The sequence below is a fragment of the Collinsella sp. AF04-24 genome (assembly GCF_003465685.1).
In the GTDB taxonomy this organism is placed as follows: domain Bacteria; phylum Actinomycetota; class Coriobacteriia; order Coriobacteriales; family Coriobacteriaceae; genus Collinsella; species Collinsella aerofaciens_AP.
In genome coordinates this window covers 16,332-35,327 of sequence record NZ_QSBK01000025.1, presented here as the reverse complement: position 1 = coordinate 35,327, position 18,996 = coordinate 16,332, and the positions used below count along the sequence as shown (strand labels likewise).

Sequence of the window (18,996 nt, the reverse complement as noted above, 5' to 3'; positions counted from 1 at the left end):
ACCGCCTCGCGGTGACATCGTTTTTATGTCAACCTTGGTCTAACAGAGCCTTTGATTTTGAGGGCCGACGCACCTTTGACGTGCTGCTGCCCACGGCAGTGTTCCTGCTGCTGATTCCCTCGATCGACGAGACGATTCAGCTCTTTGTGCCGGGACGCGCCGGCATGATCACTGATGTGATGATCGACTGCTGTGGAGCGGCAACGGGCGTTGTGCTCCGATATCTCTTACGGTCGCTGATGTGCGCCAAAAAGGCCGCCTAAGGACGCATTGTTTGGTCCTAGGCGGCCTTTTTTATTGGAGGGCTTATATGAGGTGTGGCGGCGTCGTTCCATAGGTCGGATTTGCCGGGTGCGCCACGCCCTGTGGGTGCGTCTGTTACTGAAGCGCCTGTGCGCCTAGGGCCAGGCAGCCCATGATGCCCTGCTTGCCCTCGAGGCTGTTGTTGACGATGTAGGTATCGATGTCGTTGACCTCGGGCGTGACGATATAGCCGTTGAGCATCTCGGCGCACTTCTTGCGCGCGAGCGGCGCGATGGGGGTGTGGTCGGCCACGCCGCCGCCGATGACGATCTTCTGCGGCGCATAGCACAGGATGAAGGTCATGAGCGCCTGCGCCAGATAGCCGGCGAGCAGATCCATGGCCTCCGGGTCATCGGCCATGTCTCCGGCGCTCTTGCCATCCCAGCGCCTTTTAACGCCGGGGCCGGCGATGAGGCCCTCGAGGCAGTTGTCGTGGAAGGGGCAGGCGCTGTGCTCGCCAATGGTGTCGCGCGGGTCGCGCGTGACCAGGATGTGACCGGCCTCGGGATGCATCATGCCGTGCACGAGCTTACCGCCCGAGAGCACGCCAGCGCCCACGCCGGTACCGATGGTCAGATACACCACGTCCGTGAGGCCCTGGGCGCAACCAAAGGTGACCTCGCCCAGGCAGGCGACGTTGACGTCGGTGTCGTAGCCGCAGGGAATATTGAGCTCGTTTTGGATGGTGCCCAGCAGGTCAAAGTAGCGCCATGCCGTTTTGGGCGTCTCCAGGATCTTGCCGTATTGGGGCGAGGCGGGGTTGACTGCGGTGGGGCCAAAGGCGCCGATGCCCAGCGCGGCGATGCCCTTGTTCGCAAACCATGCGTTGACGGCCTCGACGGTCTCCTGCGGGGTCGTGGTCGCGATCTGCTCGCACTCCAGGACCATACCGTCTGCATAGCCCGTGGCGCAGACCATCTTGGTGCCGCCGGCCTCGAGCGCTCCGATAAGCTGCTCTGCCATAGTATTCCTCTCTGGGATGAGTTGCTCCGTGACTAATGTATAGCGCTCAAAAAAATAAATGAGGTCGCTATAAAAAGAAACCTCGTGGCCCAACGGGTTCACGAGGTTTCTTTAGTGCCTTTAGTTACTGACCGTCCTTACCCGCGCGGTTCGATTTTATCACGTAGCGACTTGAGGTTCTCAAGCGCAGCGTTGAGCGTCTCGTCTCGCTTGGCAAAGTGGAAACGAATCAGATGGTTGACGGGCTCGCGGAAGAAGCTCGAGCCGGGCACGGCGCCCACGCCCACCTTGGAGGCCAAATCCTCGCAGAAGTCGAGGTCGCTGTTATAGCCAAACTCCGAGATATCCATCATCACGTAGTAGGCGCCCTGCGGCACGTTGTGCGTGAGTCCGATGCTGTCGAGTCCCTGACAGAATAGGTCGCGCTTGGCGGTGTAGAGGTCGAGGACCTCCTGGTAATAGCTGTCGTCGAAGTTGAGGGCGGTGACGACGGCCTCTTGCAGGGGAGCGGCGGCGCCCACGGTGAGGAAGTCGTGAACCTTTTTGATGCGCTCGGTGATTTCGGCAGGAGCGATGGTGTAGCCCAGGCGCCAGCCGGTGATGGAGTAGGTCTTGGATAGCGAGCTGCAGCTGATGGTGCGCTCAAACATGCCGGGCAGCGTGGCCATGTACACGTGCTCGTGGGGCGCGTAGACGATGTGCTCGTAGACCTCGTCGGTGATGCAGTAGGCGTCATACTTTTTGCACAGGTCGACGATAAGGGTGAGCTCCTCGCGGGTAAAGACCTTGCCGCAGGGGTTGGACGGGTTGCATAGAACGATCGCCTTGGGATCGTTGTCGCGGAAGGCCGCCTCCAGGACCTCACGGTCAAAGTCAAAGGTGGGCGGGTTGAGCGGCACGTAGATAGGCTCCGCACCCGAAAGGATCGTGTCGGCGCCGTAGTTCTCGTAGAATGGCGAGAAGATGACGACCTTGTCGCCGGGGTTCGTGACCGTCATCATGGCGGCCATCATGGCCTCGGTGGAGCCGCAGGTGACCACGATGTTCTCGTTGGGGTTGATCGGCATGCCCATAAAGTGCTCCTGCTTGGCGGCAAGCGCCTCGCGCATGGCCTGGGAGCCCCAGGTGATGGAGTACTGGTGGTAAAGCGGCTTGGGGTCGGTGGCAATGGTGCTGAGGCTATCGAGCAGCTGCGCCGGGGGATCGAAATCGGGGAAGCCCTGCGACAGGTTGACGGCACCATACTTGTTGGAGATGCGCGTCATGCGGCGGATGACCGAATCGGTAAACGCCGCCGTGCGGTTGGAGAGTTCTTTCATGCCTATCCTTTCGAGCATTGGGTGGAGCAAGTTTACTCCTATGGAACCGGTGGGATTTGCTCGAAACGGGCTCGAAAAACTCTTTTCAAAATTCTTGAAAATTGGGGCTTGCATCGCGTGGCGTTCCTTGCAATAATAGTCGAGCGCGAAGCGCACAGGACACGGTGGGTGTAGCTCAGTTGGCTAGAGCGACGGGTTGTGGTCCCGTAGGTCGAGGGTTCGAGTCCCTTTACCCACCCCAGTTCTTGCTTCGTGTCGATATCGGGTCGTTAGCTCAGTTGGTAGAGCAGGGGACTCTTAATCCCAAGGTCCAGGGTTCGAGCCCCTGACGGCCCACCACACGATATCTCCTCTAAAGTCCGCCACCACGGACTTTAGCTTTGGGTCGTTAGCTCAGTTGGTAGAGCAGGGGACTCTTAATCCCAAGGTCCAGGGTTCGACCCCCTGACGGCCCACCAAAGCATGTTTAGACGGTCAACGAAAGTTGGCCGTCTTTTTTTGTTAACAGTACATGGGGTCGAACCCGTAAGGGCGCGGAGCTGAGGAAATGCGCGAGCATTTGCCAGCGCAGCGCGCAAGGCGCGAAGCGCCGCAGCGGCCGCCTGCGCAGCAGGCTGACCCCCTGACGGCCCACCAAAGATTGTTAAGACGGTCAACTTCGGTTGGCCGTTTTTTGTTAACAGTACATGGGGTCGAACCCGAAAGGGCACGGCCGCTTTCACAGATCGAGTCTACCCTGGGGATCGGTAAAACCGTCAGTACCTTCCTTGAGTTTCTTCTCCGCTGCCTTCACGCGACGCTCGAGCTTTTTTGTATCCTCGGCAGGTGGCAGGTTCTCGGGGACAATTCCGCGGTCGATGAGGCTGCCACGCACGCTTGTGTTGTTCTCGACGTGCTCTTGCTTGATCTGGTCCAGACCGTACAGGTCGTGTTCCTCGGCGTTGAAGGCCGTCATCGAGTTCGTAAGGTCCTTTGCTTTGATGAGGACATCGGCTAACCTGTCCGCCAATGCCGCGCTCTTGGATATGCCGAGCTGCTGCTTCATTTCCGCCGTGCTTCTGCCGCCGAATAACGCTTCGTCGCCCTTCGACTTGATGATCGCGAATCCTTTGGAGTCCACGCCGCGTTTGAACGCAATACCCGAGAGCTGTTTCTCTGAATCGGATAGCGAGTGGCGCGCCTGTAAGCGCTGAATCTCTGCGAAGCGCTGCTCTATGAGCTCTTGGCGGCGCGTCTGCACGGCAAAGTATGCCTGGGCGAGCGCGATCTCTGGCTTGTTTGAATCTCCGTTTTGGGCGATTAAATAGCATGCATAGCGCGTAAGCTTGTAGTCTTTAACCGCGCGAGCGGCGACACCGGCAGTTATCATTTTCGTGGTGTCACGAAAATGGGAATCAACTGGAGTTTTATTTGTTTCGCACGAGACTTTTGCCCTCTTAACAACTTCGGCGAAGTTCTCCCATCGAGTGTATCCCATGGGTTCCATTAAATCGCGTGCGAGCCAATACTCAACGCCGTCTTCCACATTGGCGTAGCTATCAAGTTCGACACGCCACTTCTCGATATCACTACTGTCCATATCTCCTCCTCGCTGATCTATTGTCTATGCGCGCTTTGCCCGCTCTGTACTCAGAATAAGGATACGCTGCCGTGCGGACACGAATGGGCCCCGTGTCATTTCGAGCTCACGGGGCCTATAGATATCGATTAGCTGTGTTCTGTTTTAGATGGGTGTTCGACTTAGTCGGCTCGATAGTGCGATCCGAGACTTTCGGTTCGCTTACGCATGGCTTTGATCATTTCCTGTGCTAGTTGAATCTGCGATTGCAGGCGGGCGAGGGCTGCGACTTCGCTGTCCTGGGCTTTCTGTGTGCTCAAGGTCGTTGCCTCCGTCTTCAAGCCCTCAAGCTCGTATAGTGCCTCGGATAGTCCTGTTTCGGTCCTGTTGATCATGCAATAGGTGCTCATCGTGTGCCTTAGGCTGTGTGTCAGGCGTTCGGCATCTGTTGCGGCTATGCCGTACTGGGGGAGGGCGATATCCGCCTTCAGGGCTGTCTCGGGCTCTTTCTGTGCTGCTTGGGCTGCCGATGCGCCCGCGATGCGCCCGAACACGATGCCGTTGGCGCTTGACAAGCCACCAATGCGGTCGGCGCCGTGCATGCCGCCTGTCGCCTCACCGCAAGCGTAGAGGCCCTCAACGCCCGTTTGCGCGGTCTTATCGATCTTGATGCCGCCGTTAGCGGCGTGGGCATACATTGCAACGCGCATCTCGTCAGTCGGGGCGATGCCGTGCTCGTCTTGCAGCCAGGTGGCAAAGGTCTGCACAAACTCTGGGACATCCTCGCGGGGAAAGTCGTAGTGGAGTGCCAGGCCTTCGACGCCTGCCTGATCGATGACGAGATCGATAGCGCGGGAGGCCAAGCGTGACGTGAAGGGACCATATCCAGAGCGCTGCTCGAGCAGGTCGTCCAGCTTGTCGTCGGCAATATCTACCGGCTGGTCTACATGTACGTAGCGCCAGGTTTTCTCGTTGAAGACCAGGTTGCGCTTGGGCTCGATGATGCCGGGCATCATCTGCATGAACTCTATATTAGTAAGTGTTGCGCCGTGCGCCAGCGCGATGGCCTGCGAGGAGCTGAGCACATCAGCCGACGTAAGGCTGCGCTCGAACAGGCCGCCTGTGCCACCGGTTGCGATGATCGTGGCCTTGGCAGCAAAGGGCACGATTCGATTTTCGGTGAGGTCGTAGAGCATGGTTCCGGTTATTCTGCCGTTCGTGTCCTCAACAAGGTCGATAAGCTCATGGCGGGGGAGCAGGCGAATGCCGAGCGACTCGATCCGGGTCGTCAGAGCGTCCTCAAGGGGCTTGCGGGTGAGGCCGCGCCACATGCGCGTCTTGTGGTCAAAGCAGGGGATAAATTGCTTTTGCTGAGCGCTTTCAGCGCTTTGCGGACGCTGGAGCTCAACACCCAGGTCTTGCTCGAGCCATTCAATTGCCTGGGGAATGCTGTGGACAAACGTCTGGACAAGATCGGGGTCGGCGACGCCGCCACCAACGGTCTGGATGGTATCGATAAGGTCTTGTTCGTCGTCTTCGTTAACGGGTCCGATAAGCCCCAAGCCCCAGGTTCCGGGGAAGAAGCTTGATCCACTCATAGTCTTGCCGGCGCTTGCCACAGTGACGGTCACGCCCGCGCGCGCCGCTTCGATGGCGGCGCAAAGGCCCGCAATGCCAGATCCAATTACCAGTACATCAGTCGATTCCATCGGATTCCTTTCTCGTCCGGCGCATTGTCGCACGGGTGATCGGCAATGGGGCCGCAAAGACTCGGCAAATCGGTAAAGGGCACATATGGCAGGTGGGCGTCATGGGCGTTCTGATGCTCCATCTCATCACATCTCGTATATTGCCCCAACTGATATATCGGCATTAGCTACCCTGCGACAGTGCAAACAAAAAGAGCCGCCACCTTAAAAGGTAGCGGCTCTAAAGCTCAACTATATGAGCATCGCGCGGGCGCGATTAGGCCTTGAGGGCCTCCTCGACGGCGACAGCGCAAGCGACGGTGGCACCGACCATGGGGTTGTTGCCCATGCCGATGAGACCCATCATGTCGACGTGCGCAGGCACGGAGGAAGAACCAGCGAACTGGGCGTCGGAGTGCATACGGCCCATGGTGTCGGTCATGCCGTAAGAGGCGGGGCCGGCGCCCATGTTGTCCGGGTGCAGGGTACGGCCAGTGCCGCCACCAGAAGCGACGGAGAAGTACTTCTTGCCAGCCTCGAGGCGCTCCTTCTTGTAGGTGCCAGCGACGGGGTGCTGGAAGCGCGTGGGGTTGGTGGAGTTACCGGTGATCGAGATGTCGACGTTCTCGTGCCACATGATGGCAACGCCCTCGCGGACGTCGTCGGAGCCGTAGCAGTTAACGGCAGCGCGGGGACCATCGGAGTAGGGGATGGTCTCGACGACCTTGAGCTCGCCCGTGTAGTAGTCGAACTGGGTCTTCACGTAGGTGAAGCCGTTGATGCGGGCGATGATCTGAGCAGCGTCCTTGCCCAGACCGTTGAGGATGACGCGCAGCGGCTTCTTGCGAGCCTTGTTGGCGTTCAGAGCCAGGCCGATAGCACCCTCAGCGGCAGCGAAGGACTCGTGGCCAGCCAGGAAGGCGAAGCACTCGGTGTCGTCGGAGAGCAGCATAGCGCCCAGGTTGCCGTGGCCCAGACCGACCTTGCGGTCCTCGGCGACGGAGCCGGGAACGGTGAAGGCCTGGATGCCCTCGCCGATGATGGCGGCAGCCTCAGAAGCGGTCTTGGCGCCACGCTTGACAGCGAGAGCGCAACCGAGGGTGTAGGCCCACTCGGCGTTCTGGAAGGCGATGGACTGGGTGTTGTTGACGATCTCACGCGGGTTGAAGCCCTTGTCGGTGCAGATCTGCAGAGCTTCCTCGAGGGAGGCGATGCCGTTGTCGGCGAGGCACTTGTTGATCTTGTCAGCGCGGCGCTCGTAACCTTCGAACGTAACAGTCATAGTTATTTCCCTCCCTTTCTACTCGTGAACCGGGAACACGCTGGCGACGGAGTGAGTCTCCTCGTCGGTGCGCGGGTCGATGTACTTGGCAGCGTTCTCCCACTGACCATAGTGGCCCATAGCGCCAGCGATGGCCTCCTCGGGGGTCTTGCCGGCCTTGACGGCGTCGGTGAACTTGCCGAGGTTCAGGAACTCGAATGCGATGATCTCGTTCTTGTCGTTGAGAGCCATGCGGGTGACGTAGCCCTGAGCGAGCTCAAGGTAACGAGCGCCCTTGGCCTTGGTGCCGAACATGGTGCCGACCTGGGAGCGAAGGCCCTTGCCGAGGTCGTCGAGGGAGGCGCCCACGGGCAGGCCGCCCTCGGAGAACGCGGTCTGGCTGCGGCCGTAAACGATCTGCAGGAAGATCTCGCGCATAGCAACGTTGATGGCGTCGCAGACGAGGTCGGTGTTGAGGGCCTCGAGGATGGTCTTACCGGGAAGGATCTCGGAAGCCATGGCAGCAGAGTGGGTCATGCCCGAGCAGCCGATGGTCTCAACGAGGGCCTCCTCGATGATGCCGTCCTTGACGTTCAGCGTGAGCTTGCAGGCGCCCTGCTGAGGTGCGCACCAACCCACACCGTGCGTAAGACCGGAGATGTCGGAAATCTCCTTAGCCTGGACCCACTTGCCCTCCTCGGGGATGGGTGCGGGGCCGTGGTATGCACCCTTGGCAACGGGGCACATGTTCTCCACTTCCTGTGAGTACTGCATGCCTCTCCTCTCTATCGTGTTGGCGTCCCGTCTGGGGGTCGTGGCTGGCGATTGCCGGGCGACCCTTCGAAAGGGACATGACATGCAGCCCCTATAATACCGCGAAATGCACGGAATATTCGGCGAACGGCTCAGTTTTCGTAGCGAGAAGTCCGGAAGTTTTAATTGAAACGGTTTAAATATATGTTCTGTGGTCGCGAACTTCCGTAGAGGGGGTTCGTCTTGGGCAAGCTTTTGGTCAGCTCTTGTAAGCGTTGCAGGGGTTGACCTGTTGCAACGGTGCCGTTCGCCGCCCGTTTACTGCCTTTGGCCGCGCGAGTGTATTGTTTTGCGTGAATGTTTTGATGGCACGCTTCAATCGTGCTGTATTGGATGGCAATCAGATCCCGGCGAAGGGAGCGCCATGCAGCGCGTTTGGAGAACGGTTACCGGCTTTTACCATGTCTGTGCCCGCGGTGTGGGCAAGCAGCTCATCTTTGAGGGCGATGAAGACCGGTGGGAGTTTTTGGAGCTGATGCGCGAGTGCTGCCGCGAGGCGGGCGTGACGGTTATCGCCTGGTGCCTTATGGGCAATCACGTGCATCTGGTGCTTGCAGATTACGAGGACGCGATGAGCGCGGCGATGCACCGGCTGCTTTTGACGTACGCGCGGCGGTTCAATAAGCGCACGGGGCGCACGGGTCATCTGTTCCAGAACCGTTTTGACCGGCGCTCGCTCGATACCGACCGTTATCTGATGGCTGCCATTCGCTATGTTCACGCTAATCCGCAGGAGGCGGGTATCGCCCTGATCGAGCGTTATCCCTGGAGCAGCTTTGCCGAGTATCTGAGAGCGTATGACAACGATACGACGAGGGGATTTTCGGACCCTTCTTGTGTGCTTGAGCTCTTTGAGTCTGCCAAGGGGTTTCTGGATTATTCTCTGTCGATGCCCGATGGTTCCGATCCGGTGATTCACGATATGGATGAGACAGAGTGGGAGCGGCGTGCGTTTGCCGACAAGATGGCGAAGCGCCTGGGCGTGCCGCTCAACGAACTCAAGACCGTAGCGCCCTCGCGGCGAGATGGAATCATTTTCGCCCTGCACGATGTCGGCTACACGGTGCGCGAGATCGAACGATATACGGGAATCAGCAAGAGTACCGTCTCTCGTATCGTGCGCGCTTATGTTCGGGTGAATGCTCAGGCTGAGGGCTCGGAATAGAAAATGGCCGAACCACTCTTGTCAAGCGATTCGGCCAACAAAATTCTTAAGATTTGGGACAAATACTACTGATTATTTTGTCCCGTGAGCATGCCGTCGAGGGTGCGCCAGGCGAGCTCGGCGCATTTGACGCGGGCGGGCATGTGCGAGATGTCCTGGAGCTGGGCGGCCTCGTCCAGGTCTTCCAAGTCCTCCTCGGAGAGCTGCTCGCCGCGGATCATGGCGAGGAAGAGCTCTGCCAAGCGGCGAGCTTCCTCGACGGTCTCGCCGGTGATGAGGTCGGCCATGATGTCGGCGCTTGCCTGGCTGATGGCGCAGCCGTGGCCGGTAAAGGAGGCCTCCTCGATCACGTTGTTCTCGACACGTAGCTGCAAGGTGAGCTCGTCTCCGCAGCTGGGGTTGATGCCGTCGTGCTCGTGCGTGGGGGCGTCCATCTCGTACTTGTAGTCGGGGTGCGAGTTGTGCTCCATAAACGTGGTGGAGGTGTACAGATTACCCATTGAACGTGCTCCAAACGTGATGCAGGCCGGCGATGAACTTGTCGATATCGGCCTTGTCGTTGTAGAAGGCCACGCTGGCGCGGCAGCAGGCAAGGTTCTCGACGCCCAGCCAGGTGAGCAGCGGCTGCGCGCAGTGGTGACCGGCGCGGATGCAGACGCCGTCCATGTCCATGATGCTCGCGACATCGTGCGGGTGGATGCCCTTGACATTAAAGCTCACGACGCCGTGGTGGTTATCCCAATAGATTGAGCCGATGATCTGGACAAAGTCGAGCTGCATGAGCTCGCCCATCAGGTAGTGGACGAGTGCCTGCTCGCGTGCCTGGATGTTTTCGTAGCCCACCGTGTTGACGAGGTAGTCGAGGGCGGCGCCTGTGGCGAAGATGCCGGCGGCGTCCTGCGTGCCGGCCTCGAACTTCTCGGGGACGGGAGCCCAGACGGCGTCCTGCTCAGTAACCGAGTCGATCATCTCACCGCCGGTAAGCATGGGCGGCATGGCGTTGAGCAGATCCATCTTGCCCCACAGCACGCCGATGCCCATGGGGCCCATGGCCTTGTGCGCGCTAAAGGCAAAGAAGTCGGCGCCCAGATCGGCCACATTGACTGGCATGTGCGGCAGCGACTGTGCGCCGTCGACGACCAGATAGCCGCCGTACTTGTGCACGAGCTTGCCGAGGTTCTTGACCGGGTTCTCGACGCCCAGCACGTTGGAGACCTGTCCCACGGCTAGGATCTTGGTCTTGGGACCCACCTTGGCAAGAACCTCCTCGGTGGTGAGCTGGCCGGTCTTGGTGGGGTAGAGGTAGACGAGCTTGGCGCCGGTTTCGCGGCAGACCTGCTGCCACGGAATCAGGTTGGAGTGGTGCTCCATAATGGTGATGACGACCTCGTCGCCCGGTTCGAGCACTGTGGGCGCAAAGCTCTTAGCGACCAGGTTGAGCGACTCGCTCGTGTTGCGGGTGAAGACGACCTCGTTGGCCTGTGAGGCGCCGATGAGGTCAGCGATCTGCTGGCGGACCTTCGCGATGGCGTCGGTGGCCTCGACGGACAGCGAGTACAGGCCGCGCAGGGGGTTGGCGTTCATGCGCTGGTAGAAATCGCGCTCGGCGTCGAGCACGCAGGCGGGACGCTGCGCGGTGGCGGCACTATCGAGGAAGGCGATCTCGGGATGCTGCTGGAACAGCGGGAACTGTGCCTTGTAGGGGTTGGTCTCGATGTCTACGGTAGGCCAGCCGCGCGAGGCCTCGTCGCTGGCGTCGAGCTCCATGGGCTCGGGGGCGGTACAGGTGTCGCATTTAACGTGCTCGGTGTCGATCATGCGAGCTCCTCTTCAAAGTTGTCGATCAGGTTGTTGCCCAAGCGGACGACGGCGGCGCGGGTACGCTCGTCGGTGGCGGAAAGCGCGGCGTCTTCCAGCTTGGCGCGGATGAACAGGTCCTCGGCGGCGTTTTGGTCAAGGCCGCGGCAGGCGAGGTAGAACAGCTGCTCGTCGCGGACGTGACCGATGGTGGCGCCGTGGTTGCCGGCGACGTCGTCCTCGTCGCAGAGGATGACGGGGACGGTCTTGTTGTCGACGCCCTTGTTGGCCAAAAGCACCGTCTCGCGCTCGGTGCCGGTTGCACCCTTGCAGCCGTGCACGAGGTCGATGGTGCCGCGGTAGACCTTCTTGGACGTGCCGGTCAGCACGCCGTTGGCGTCGATCTCGCACTCGGTCTTGCGACCGCGGTGGCGCAGCTCGTAGTTAAAGTCGCGCACCTGCTCGCAGGCGCCCAGGTAATCGGTATCGATGGTGACCTTGGCGGTATCGCCCAGCAGGTCGCCGGCAAGGCCGGTGGCGCTGGCGCCGGCACCCAGGACAGTGTGCTGCACGTTGACGCGCGCGCCCTCGTCTAGGAACAGGCCGGTGTCGTCGAGTGCGATCCAGCTGTCGTCGAGTGTCTGCGTGCAGGTCACGTTGACGGTGGCGTACTCGTGGGCGCACACACGCAGCACGGAGCCCACGACGCCCTCGCCGGCAACGGGGGAGTCCAGGGCTAGGGCGAGGTCGAGCGTTGCCTGCGGGCGGGCGACGACGTCGATGGCGGCAATCGCAGCCGCTGCGTCGACGCCACTCACGCGCACGGTAACGGCGGCGTGCTGGTAGGCGGGAACATCGATGACGATGCGCTTGGTGGCGTGCTCGGTCAGATACGCATAGGCGGCCTCGCCCATGCCGGTCTCGAAGGCCTCGGCAGGGGAGAGCTCCTCCTCGAGCTTGATGGCGCCGGCCTGGTAAACAGAGGTGGCGGGCACGTCGAGCTCGGTCTCGGGCGTGATGCGGGCACGGTCGGCAGCGTCGCCGGGGGCGGAGGCGCGGCGCTCGGGGAAGCGCTCGGCCATGGCGTCCATGGCGGCGTCGAAGGCGTCGGCCGAGCCGGCAAGCTGCTCGTCCAAGCCCTCGACCTCAACGGCCTCGGCGGGGGCGGCGGCAAGTTCGTCCGAAAGCTCGAGCTTGGTCTGGTTCATCTTGAGCCAGCCCCAAGTTGCGGCCGGCATCGCATTAACCTGCTCGAGCGTGGTCGCAGCGGTGTTCGTGGTCTGTTTCATTATCCGATCGCTCCTTCCATCTCGAGCTTGATCAGGTTGTTCATCTCGACGGCGTACTCAAGCGGCAGCTCCTTGGAGACCGGGTTGGCAAAGCCGTTGACGATCATGGTGCGGGCCTCTTCCTCCGAGATACCGCGGCTCATCAGGTAGAACACCTTGTCGTCGCCGATGCGGCCGATGGTGGCCTCGTGGCCGATGTCGACGTTCTTGGCGCGGATGTCCATAGCGGGGATGGTATCGGAGCGGCTCTGGTCGTCGAGCATCAGCGACTGGCAGCTCACGGTTGCCTTGGAACCCTCGGCCTTGGGTGTCGCCACAATAGAGCTGCGGAACGTCTGGATGCCGCCGCTCTTGGAGATGCCCTTGGTCTCGACGGTCGCCGAGGTCTCGGGGGCGTTGAGCACGACCTTGCAGCCGGTGTCGAGATTCTGCCCGGCGCCGGCAAAGGTGATGCCGGTAAAGCTCGAGCGAGCGCGGCGGCCGTTGAGCACGCTCATGGGGTAGAGGTAGCCCACGTGGCTGCCGAAGGAGCCACTGATCCACTCGATGTCGCCGTCCTCGTCCACGCGCGCACGCTTGGTGTTGAGGTTGTACATGTTCTTGGACCAGTTCTCGATAGTCGAGTAGCGCAGGTGCGCACGCTTGCCCACAAAGAGCTCGACGGCGCCGGCGTGGAGGTTGGCCACGTTGTACTTGGGCGCGGAGCAACCCTCGATAAAGTGCAGGTCGGCATCGTCCTCGACGATGATGAGCGTGTGCTCAAACTGGCCGGCACCCTTGGCGTTGAGGCGGAAGTAGCTCTGCAGCGGGAAGTCCAACTTGGTGCCCTTGGGCACGTAGACAAACGAGCCGCCCGACCATACGGCGCCGTGCAGGGCCGCAAACTTGTGGTCGGTGGGCGGGATGAGCGTCATAAACTTCTCGTGGATGAGCGGTTCCCACTGTGGATCGTGCAGGGCTTCTTCAATACCGGAGTAGACGATACCCATCTTGGACGCGGTGTCCTGCATGTTGTGGTAGACGAGCTCGGAGTCGTACTGCGCGCCGACGCCTGCCAGGTAGCTGCGCTCGGCCTCGGGAATGCCCAGGCGCTCAAAGGTGTTCTTGATGTCGTCGGGCACCGACTCCCAGTCGTGCTTTTGGTCGGTGTTGGGCTTGACGTAGGTGACGATGTTGTCCATGTCCAGGCCCTCGATGGAGGGGCCCCACGTCGGATCGGGAAAACGATTGAAAATCTCGAGGGACTTGAGGCGCAGGTCAAGCATCCACTGTGGCTCGTCCTTCTTGGCGCTGATCTCGCGCACGATGTCGGGCGTGATGCCGGCGTCGAGGCGCTCGAATCCCTCCTCGCCGTAGGTGAAGTCGTAGAGGCTGCGGTCGATGTCCGCGACCTCGGTGCGGTTCTTGGTCATTGCGTCGCCCCTTTACGCCTGCTGCTCGACAGCAGCGGCCTCGGCCTGGGTGCGCTGCTCGGCTGCCTCGCGCTCGAAGGTTTCAAAGCCGTTCTTGTCGATCCAGGGGATGAGCGAGGCGTCGTCCTCGCGCACGATGTGGCCCTTTACCATCACGTGAACGCGGTCGACATCAAGGTGCTCCAGGATGCGCGTGTTGTGCGTGATGATGAGCATGGAGCCGTCGCAGCTCTTGCGGTAGGCGTCCATGCCGTGGCTGACGGTGGACAGGGCGTCGACGTCCAGGCCCGAGTCGGTCTCGTCCAGGATGGCGAGCTTGGGCTGCAGCAGCAGAAGCTGGAGCATTTCTACCTTCTTCTTCTCGCCGCCCGAGAAGCCCACGCCCAGCTCGCGGTTGAGGTAGGCGGTATCCATGTTGAGCTCGGCCGCGAGCTCTTTGACGCGACGGCGGAACTCCTTGCCCTTCATCTCCAGACCGGGGCGGCCGGCGATGCTGGCGCGCAAAAAGCTCGACAGCGGCACGCCTGGGATCTCGACCGGGGCCTGGAAGCTCAGGAACAGGCCGGCACGCGAGCGCTTGTCGGTGGTGAGCTCGGTGATGTCCTGGCCGTCAAAGACAATACGGCCGTCGTTGACGGTGTAGACGGGGTCGCCCATGACCAGGTGGCCAAGGGTGGACTTGCCGGCGCCGTTGGGTCCCATCAGCACGTGGGTCTCGCCGGCGGCGACGTTGAGGTTGACGTTGTGGAGGATGGTCTTCTCGTCCACGGAGGCGGTCAGACCTTCGATGGAAAGCAGCGGATTTGCGCTCATGCTGTCCCTCTCTGTATATGGTGTACTCATGGGTGTGCGAAACCCTAGGAATCTTCTCGGAATAAAGTTACTATGGGTTTGGCGTTAGTCAAGGGAAAACCCGACTAATCCACTCGACTTTTCAAATTCTGGGACAACATAACCTGTTGTGTTTGTCCCATTTACTTAAGAAATGGGACAAACAAACCTGGTTATGTTGTCCCAGATGCGATGGGAGGGTAGGTATGCTCATTTCTTCCAAGGGCCGCTATGCCCTCCGGCTGATGATCTATATCGCGGCGCTGGGCGACGCCGAGGGCAAGATTGCCCTGCGCGAGGTTGCCGACCGCGAGCGTATCTCGCAAAAGTATCTGGAACAGCTGGTTCGTCCACTTATGAAGGCTGGCCTGCTTAAGAGCGTGCGCGGCAAGGGCGGCGGCTACATGATGGCCAAGGATCCATCCGAGGTGCGTGCTGGCGACATCCTGCGCGCTGTCGAGGGCAGTACTGCTCCGGTGGCGTGCGATGGTATCGACAACAGCTGCGCCCGCAGCGATCTCTGCTCGACCGTCAAATTCTGGCGCGGTCTGGACGACGTGATCGAAAAGTACGTCGACGGCGTGACGTTGGCCGACCTTGCTGCCGTCCCCGAGATTAACTTTGACATCAAGCTGTAGGTCGAGCGCAATTCCTTAAGATTTCGCGGAGGGTTGTTGCCGTTTACCGAGGGGTTGTTGTGCAACAACGGGCGAGCTGCAATACTTATTTTTATCTTTGCAAACTGCACTTTAACTACACCAATGCAGGGAGGATCTTATGCAGCCCAAGCATTCTGCGATTGTCGCGGGCCTGACGCTGGCGCTTTCGTTTGGCGCCGTTTCCGCGCCGGCGCCCGCCGCTGCCGAGGAGCCCACGCCGGGCGTTGCCTCGGATGCGACCGATATCGATAAGGGTCTCTATACCCAGCAGTCCTTTTCGGGCGTGCTGAGGTCGGTCCAGGGCGTTTCGTTTGTTAACGTGACTCCCGAGATGAAGTACTTCACCAAATATGAGAGTCACGGCAACTATAACCAGGGCTTTTCGTACGGTGACGGTTATAACGCGCTGGGTTATTACCAGTTCGACCGTCGTTGGTCGCTCATTCCGTTTATGAAGCAGGCCTACAACTACAACCCCGAAAAATACAGCATGCTCAAGGATGCGATTGATCGCGGCAGCGAGATTTCCAACATGAGCAATGCCATGTACGAGAACGGCCAGCTCACCGAGTTGGGCCGTATTGCGCAGGAGGCCTTCCAGGGCGCTTATAACATCGATCCTGTTGAGTTCTCAGCTCTTCAAGATGCCTATGCGTACAACTCGTACTATGCGGTGACCGAGGCGTGGCTCAAGAGTGGCCTGGGCATTGATATTTCGGGCCGTGCCGATTGCGTTAAGGGCATGGTGTGGAGCATCACCAACATGTGCGGCACCGGTGGCTGCAGGGACTTCTTCCGTTGGGCGAATCTCTCCAACGATATGTCCGACCGCGAGTTTGTGACGGCGCTTTCCAACAGTGTGGTCAATAACGTGGCGACCAAGTATTCGAGCCAGCCCCAGTATCATGAGGGCTGGAAGAACCGCTACCGCAATGAGCTGAAGGACTGCTTGGTTTATATCGCCGAGGACGAGGCCGCTGCGACGCCCGTGCAGCCCGAACCTACGCCGGCGCCCTCGCCGACGCCTGATTCGAATGACGACTCGAGCGACGATGCCAACGATGACAGGATGGATGCGCCCTCGACCGGTGCTGACGGTGATGGCTCTGCTGGTGGCACTACCAACAACGGCTCTACCTCGAACGGTTCCGATTCAAACGGCTCTGCTGCGGGCGATTCGTCTTCAAGCTCTGCCGGCAATACGGACAGCGACGCTTCTGGTTCGACCGGCGCTGGCACCTCTAACTCATCCACCGGCTCGAGCGATTCGTCCATTGGCACCGGCTCTAACAACGGCTCCGGCTCTGACGCAACCCCTGGTTCCGATGCTTCCAAGGATGACTCGAATAAGGCGCCGGACGTTCCCGTTGCTTCGCCGGACAAGAAGCCTTCTTTCTCCGAGCAGCTTGGCTCTACGCTGGGCTCTTCGCTGATGGCTGGCGTCAATAACGGCTCGACCCAGAACAAGGGCAACTCTGATCAGGTTTCCACGGAAAAGATCGAAGCCGCAAAGGGCGACTCCAAGGACAAGGCTTCCGAGAAGACCGAATCCGATAAGGGTTCTAGCTCTGAGGAGAAGAGCGACAAGTCCGAACAGAAGAAGGACGAGGATAAGAAGTCTGAATCTGAGGAGAAGGACAAGAGCAAGGCCGAGGGCGAAAAGAAACAGTCCGAAGACGACGACAAGAGCGGTGCTGACAACCAGGTCCAAGAGCAAAATGACTCCAAAACGGTGACCACCACGACCACGACGACTACAACTACCAAGTCCTCGGGCGGCAACATGCCCAAGACGGGCGATCTGATTGTGATGGCGAGCCTTGCCAGCGCGAGCTTGGCCACACTGGGCGCTACGTCTATCGTAAGTGGTAAGCATAAGCTCGATCAGCAGAAGAAGGCTTCTGGGGAGGACGGCTCGGAGGAGTAATCTTCTAGATCGTTTTCTATAAGAGTTTGGGACGGGGTCCGGTGCGGCGGCATCGGGCCCCGTTTTTGTTGTGCAACGATTTGTTATGCCCCCTCGGGGGTCTGCTGCTACCGTTGCCCGAAACGTTTGCATGTCGATATTGTTGCGCTCTACCCGCTCGCTACAATGGGCATCGTGCTGCGTTAGAAGGAGAGTTTACGGTGTCTGAACAGGCGAATTATGGTGTTGCTCATGCGTTTGGCGCACGGTTGCTCAGTTATGCGGATAACGCAGCTCTGCCGGTTGATGTACACGACTTTTCCGATGCAATCAATCGGTGTTTACTCGTCGATAAGACTATGTTTATTGCCGATATATTGGACAGCGAAGCACCTGTTGCGGTTTGCTGTCGGCCCAAGGGTTTTGGCAAGAGCATGAATCTATCGATGCTCAAATGCTATTTGGAACGACCTGATCACCGGCGGCCGGATCGAAGCCCGTTCGTCGGCTCCCAGATTTGGCAGGCGGGCGGCGGTCACTATCGTGATGAGTACGCGTGTTATCCGATCATCACGCTCGACTTTTCAGCTGCCGCTGCGGGGCGCGACGCCGATGCTGCGGCGGCTATTCGCAGCGCTGTCGCGAACGAGTGCGCCCGATTGCTGCCGCTGCTTGCCGCACCTGATCTGTCAAGACGTGAAGTCCGTCTTATCGAGAGGGCGGCGCGTGGGGTGGCCAGCGATAAGGAGATCGATGCGGCGCTTGGCGTGCTTATCAAGCTGCTCCAGGCAGCTTTCGATGAGCAGGTTGTTCTTCTGATAGACGACTACGACGCGGTATGTCCAAAGCGTTTGGACGCTAAGGACGACGGTAGCGTGGATTCCCTAGAGTCGCTCAGCCGAATGTTGTTCGACACCATTGCCGATGCCGGCGACTCGTTGCGATTGACGTGTCTGATGGGCGAGCGCCCCGGTCATGCCGAGTTTGCGTTGTCCCAACGTGGGGTTTCCTATCGGTCGGCGACAGCGTTGTCGAGTTGGTGTGATCGATGGTTCGGTTTTTCGGACGACGAAGTCCAAGTGCTGTTGGATTGCATCGGTCGCAACGGCTGTCTGGATGACGCGCGTGAGTGGCTCGAGGGCTATCTGTTTGGTGGTTTTTATTGCTCGAGCCCGGAGCGCGTGGTGGACTACGCACAGCGCGATTGCGTCGCGCCCGTTCGGGCGGATCTGTATGGTTACGCCGACCGTCTGAGCGCATGCGTCGGTGACTGGAATCTCATGCGCCTGTCCGCATTGTTCGATTTGGTTGAGCCGCATGGGTTTATTGAGGCGCCAGTGCATGTGCATGCCGAGGAGGTCGATGCCGCCAAGCCCGAAGATATCTGGACTGCGCTGTATCTGTCTGGATTTCTTACGACGGACATGACAGGGCATTCGGAGGACGGCGCGTGCCTTCGTTCCCTGCGCCTGCCTAACAACGAAGTGCGTCAGGCGCTCCGTCTTGTAATTCTGGAATGGTTTGAGTGCGCCGTTGAGGACGTTGGAGTTATCGACTCGTTCCATGACGGGTTGTGTCGAGGAGACGAGGACGCTGTAAAGCAAGCTTTGAGCTGTGCTATCGGCGATCTGGGCATCGATGTGGACAAATCAGATATGACGACAGCCTATCATCTGGCGCTGCAGGGGCTTTGCTTTGGACTGTCCGGCTATTGCAATCCCAGCTCCAAGCGAAGTGGCGTCTCGGATCGCTGGGATATCCAGGTGATTCCCACCGGTCGGGTGTTTGACGTGGCCGACACGCTCGGCATGCTCGATGAGCGACCGCTCATTACGATCAACATGTTGTATGACCCTGGCGTCGATGCCCTGGGCCTGGAACTGTTAGCGGTTCAGGCGCTGCTCGACATAGAGCGCGACGGCATCGATGATATCCGCGTGCCGCGCCCCGCCGTCGGGCGCATGCGTTGGGGCTTTGGTTTTGACGGTCAGCGTGTGTCCGTGGTGTGTCAACGACTGTAGCGGCGGGCGAA

General features: G+C 59.9%; 16 protein-coding genes and 3 tRNA genes. 8 read left to right on the top strand and 11 right to left on the bottom strand.

Annotated elements, in window-relative coordinates; genetic code table 11:
* Positions 1-263 (top strand): VanZ family protein (locus DWV32_RS09180; protein WP_147346226.1); only part of this gene is annotated, 263 nt, incomplete at its 5' end.
* A 115-nt stretch (positions 264-378) separates the two neighbouring features.
* Here DWV32_RS09180 and DWV32_RS09175 read toward each other — a convergent pair.
* Both DWV32_RS09175 and DWV32_RS09170 read right to left on the bottom strand, forming a co-directional pair.
* A complete protein-coding gene (locus DWV32_RS09175; RefSeq protein ID WP_117757951.1) occupies positions 379-1,266 on the bottom strand; it encodes an ROK family protein in 888 nt (295 codons plus the stop codon).
* Positions 1,267-1,403: 137 nt separating this feature from the next.
* Positions 1,404-2,585, bottom strand: a complete 1,182-nt coding sequence (locus tag DWV32_RS09170; protein ID WP_117757950.1) for a pyridoxal phosphate-dependent aminotransferase — start codon at positions 2,583-2,585, stop codon at positions 1,404-1,406.
* A gap of 164 nt (positions 2,586-2,749) precedes the next feature.
* On the opposite strand from DWV32_RS09170, the gene DWV32_RS09165 reads away from it, so the two are divergent.
* The 3 genes from DWV32_RS09165 (at position 2,750) to DWV32_RS09155 (ending at position 3,043) form a co-directional block, all read left to right on the top strand.
* Positions 2,750-2,826 (top strand) — tRNA-His (locus tag DWV32_RS09165).
* Positions 2,827-2,848: 22 nt separating this feature from the next.
* Positions 2,849-2,924: transfer RNA gene (locus DWV32_RS09160), tRNA-Lys, on the top strand.
* A 43-nt stretch (positions 2,925-2,967) separates the two neighbouring features.
* Positions 2,968-3,043: transfer RNA gene (locus tag DWV32_RS09155), tRNA-Lys, on the top strand.
* 260 nt (positions 3,044-3,303) lie between these two features.
* Here the strand turns inward: DWV32_RS09155 and dinD are convergent.
* The 4 genes from dinD to DWV32_RS09135 all read right to left on the bottom strand — a co-directional run bounded on the left by dinD (position 3,304) and on the right by DWV32_RS09135 (position 7,866).
* Complete coding sequence (gene dinD, locus DWV32_RS09150) at positions 3,304-4,164, bottom strand: DNA damage-inducible protein D (protein ID WP_117757949.1); 861 nt, start codon at positions 4,162-4,164, stop codon at positions 3,304-3,306.
* Positions 4,165-4,325: 161 nt separating this feature from the next.
* Positions 4,326-5,852 carry an FAD-dependent oxidoreductase gene (locus tag DWV32_RS09145; protein WP_117757948.1) on the bottom strand — a complete coding sequence of 509 codons (1,527 nt, stop codon included), beginning with the start codon at positions 5,850-5,852 and terminating at the stop codon, positions 4,326-4,328.
* 256 nt (positions 5,853-6,108) lie between these two features.
* Positions 6,109-7,113 carry a GGGtGRT protein gene (locus DWV32_RS09140; protein WP_055252290.1) on the bottom strand — a complete coding sequence of 335 codons (1,005 nt, stop codon included), beginning with the start codon at positions 7,111-7,113 and terminating at the stop codon, positions 6,109-6,111.
* A gap of 18 nt (positions 7,114-7,131) precedes the next feature.
* Positions 7,132-7,866 carry an iron-sulfur cluster assembly scaffold protein gene (locus DWV32_RS09135; RefSeq protein WP_006235554.1) on the bottom strand — a complete coding sequence of 245 codons (735 nt, stop codon included), beginning with the start codon at positions 7,864-7,866 and terminating at the stop codon, positions 7,132-7,134.
* A 403-nt stretch (positions 7,867-8,269) separates the two neighbouring features.
* Between DWV32_RS09135 and DWV32_RS09130 the strand changes: the two genes are divergently transcribed.
* A complete protein-coding gene (locus tag DWV32_RS09130) occupies positions 8,270-9,070 on the top strand; it encodes a transposase (RefSeq protein WP_117583739.1) in 801 nt (266 codons plus the stop codon).
* Between the two features lie 65 nt (positions 9,071-9,135).
* Here the strand turns inward: DWV32_RS09130 and sufU are convergent, their stop codons facing one another.
* From sufU to sufC, 5 genes are read right to left on the bottom strand one after another with little or no spacing between them, the layout of a single operon-like run.
* Positions 9,136-9,570 carry a Fe-S cluster assembly sulfur transfer protein SufU gene (gene sufU, locus DWV32_RS09125; RefSeq protein WP_117583738.1) on the bottom strand — a complete coding sequence of 145 codons (435 nt, stop codon included), beginning with the start codon at positions 9,568-9,570 and terminating at the stop codon, positions 9,136-9,138.
* On the bottom strand, positions 9,563-10,888 hold the full coding sequence (locus DWV32_RS09120; RefSeq protein ID WP_199577004.1) for an aminotransferase class V-fold PLP-dependent enzyme: 1,326 nt from the start codon (positions 10,886-10,888) through the stop codon (positions 9,563-9,565). Before DWV32_RS09120 ends, sufU begins: the two co-directional genes overlap by 8 nt.
* The gene (locus DWV32_RS09115) at positions 10,885-12,156 is read right to left on the bottom strand and encodes a SufD family Fe-S cluster assembly protein (protein ID WP_117563903.1); all 1,272 of its coding nucleotides are present in this window, start codon (positions 12,154-12,156) and stop codon (positions 10,885-10,887) included. The genes DWV32_RS09120 and DWV32_RS09115 overlap by 4 nt, the downstream gene beginning before the upstream one ends.
* The gene (gene sufB / locus DWV32_RS09110; RefSeq protein ID WP_022094821.1) at positions 12,156-13,568 is read right to left on the bottom strand and encodes a Fe-S cluster assembly protein SufB; all 1,413 of its coding nucleotides are present in this window, start codon (positions 13,566-13,568) and stop codon (positions 12,156-12,158) included. Before sufB ends, DWV32_RS09115 begins: the two co-directional genes overlap by 1 nt.
* 12 nt (positions 13,569-13,580) lie before the next feature.
* Positions 13,581-14,381 carry a Fe-S cluster assembly ATPase SufC gene (gene sufC / locus DWV32_RS09105; RefSeq protein ID WP_117757947.1) on the bottom strand — a complete coding sequence of 267 codons (801 nt, stop codon included), beginning with the start codon at positions 14,379-14,381 and terminating at the stop codon, positions 13,581-13,583.
* A 224-nt stretch (positions 14,382-14,605) separates the two neighbouring features.
* Between sufC and DWV32_RS09100 the strand changes: the two genes are divergently transcribed.
* The 3 genes from DWV32_RS09100 (at position 14,606) to DWV32_RS09090 (ending at position 18,985) form a co-directional block, all read left to right on the top strand.
* Complete coding sequence (locus tag DWV32_RS09100; RefSeq protein ID WP_117757946.1) at positions 14,606-15,037, top strand: Rrf2 family transcriptional regulator; 432 nt, start codon at positions 14,606-14,608, stop codon at positions 15,035-15,037.
* 139 nt (positions 15,038-15,176) lie between these two features.
* The gene (locus DWV32_RS10250; protein ID WP_158566136.1) at positions 15,177-16,985 is read left to right on the top strand and encodes a hypothetical protein; all 1,809 of its coding nucleotides are present in this window, start codon (positions 15,177-15,179) and stop codon (positions 16,983-16,985) included.
* Positions 16,986-17,026: 41 nt separating this feature from the next.
* Positions 17,027-18,985 (top strand): AAA family ATPase, encoded by a 1,959-nt coding sequence (locus DWV32_RS09090; RefSeq protein WP_316242594.1) that lies wholly within the window; start codon positions 17,027-17,029, stop codon positions 18,983-18,985.
* The last annotated feature ends 11 nt before the right edge of the window (positions 18,986-18,996 follow it).

Bases quoted from the DNA above. Each gene is read 5' to 3' on its own strand.
- DWV32_RS09135 (WP_006235554.1), bottom strand. From the start codon at position 7,866: ATGCAGTACTCACAGGAAGTGGAGAACATGTGCCCCGTTGCCAAGGGT.
- sufB (WP_022094821.1), bottom strand. From the start codon at position 13,568: ATGACCAAGAACCGCACCGAGGTCGCGGACATCGACCGCAGCCTCTAC.
- DWV32_RS09100 (WP_117757946.1), top strand. From the start codon at position 14,606: ATGCTCATTTCTTCCAAGGGCCGCTATGCCCTCCGGCTGATGATCTAT.
- DWV32_RS09120 (WP_199577004.1), bottom strand. From the start codon at position 10,888: ATGATCGACACCGAGCACGTTAAATGCGACACCTGTACCGCCCCCGAG.
- DWV32_RS09170 (WP_117757950.1), bottom strand. From the start codon at position 2,585: ATGAAAGAACTCTCCAACCGCACGGCGGCGTTTACCGATTCGGTCATC.
- DWV32_RS10250 (WP_158566136.1), top strand. From the start codon at position 15,177: ATGCAGCCCAAGCATTCTGCGATTGTCGCGGGCCTGACGCTGGCGCTT.
- sufU (WP_117583738.1), bottom strand. From the start codon at position 9,570: ATGGGTAATCTGTACACCTCCACCACGTTTATGGAGCACAACTCGCAC.
- dinD (WP_117757949.1), bottom strand. From the start codon at position 4,164: ATGGACAGTAGTGATATCGAGAAGTGGCGTGTCGAACTTGATAGCTAC.
- DWV32_RS09145 (WP_117757948.1), bottom strand. From the start codon at position 5,852: ATGGAATCGACTGATGTACTGGTAATTGGATCTGGCATTGCGGGCCTT.
- DWV32_RS09175 (WP_117757951.1), bottom strand. From the start codon at position 1,266: ATGGCAGAGCAGCTTATCGGAGCGCTCGAGGCCGGCGGCACCAAGATG.
- sufC (WP_117757947.1), bottom strand. From the start codon at position 14,381: ATGAGCGCAAATCCGCTGCTTTCCATCGAAGGTCTGACCGCCTCCGTG.
- DWV32_RS09130 (WP_117583739.1), top strand. From the start codon at position 8,270: ATGCAGCGCGTTTGGAGAACGGTTACCGGCTTTTACCATGTCTGTGCC.
- DWV32_RS09140 (WP_055252290.1), bottom strand. From the start codon at position 7,113: ATGACTGTTACGTTCGAAGGTTACGAGCGCCGCGCTGACAAGATCAAC.
- DWV32_RS09115 (WP_117563903.1), bottom strand. From the start codon at position 12,156: ATGAAACAGACCACGAACACCGCTGCGACCACGCTCGAGCAGGTTAAT.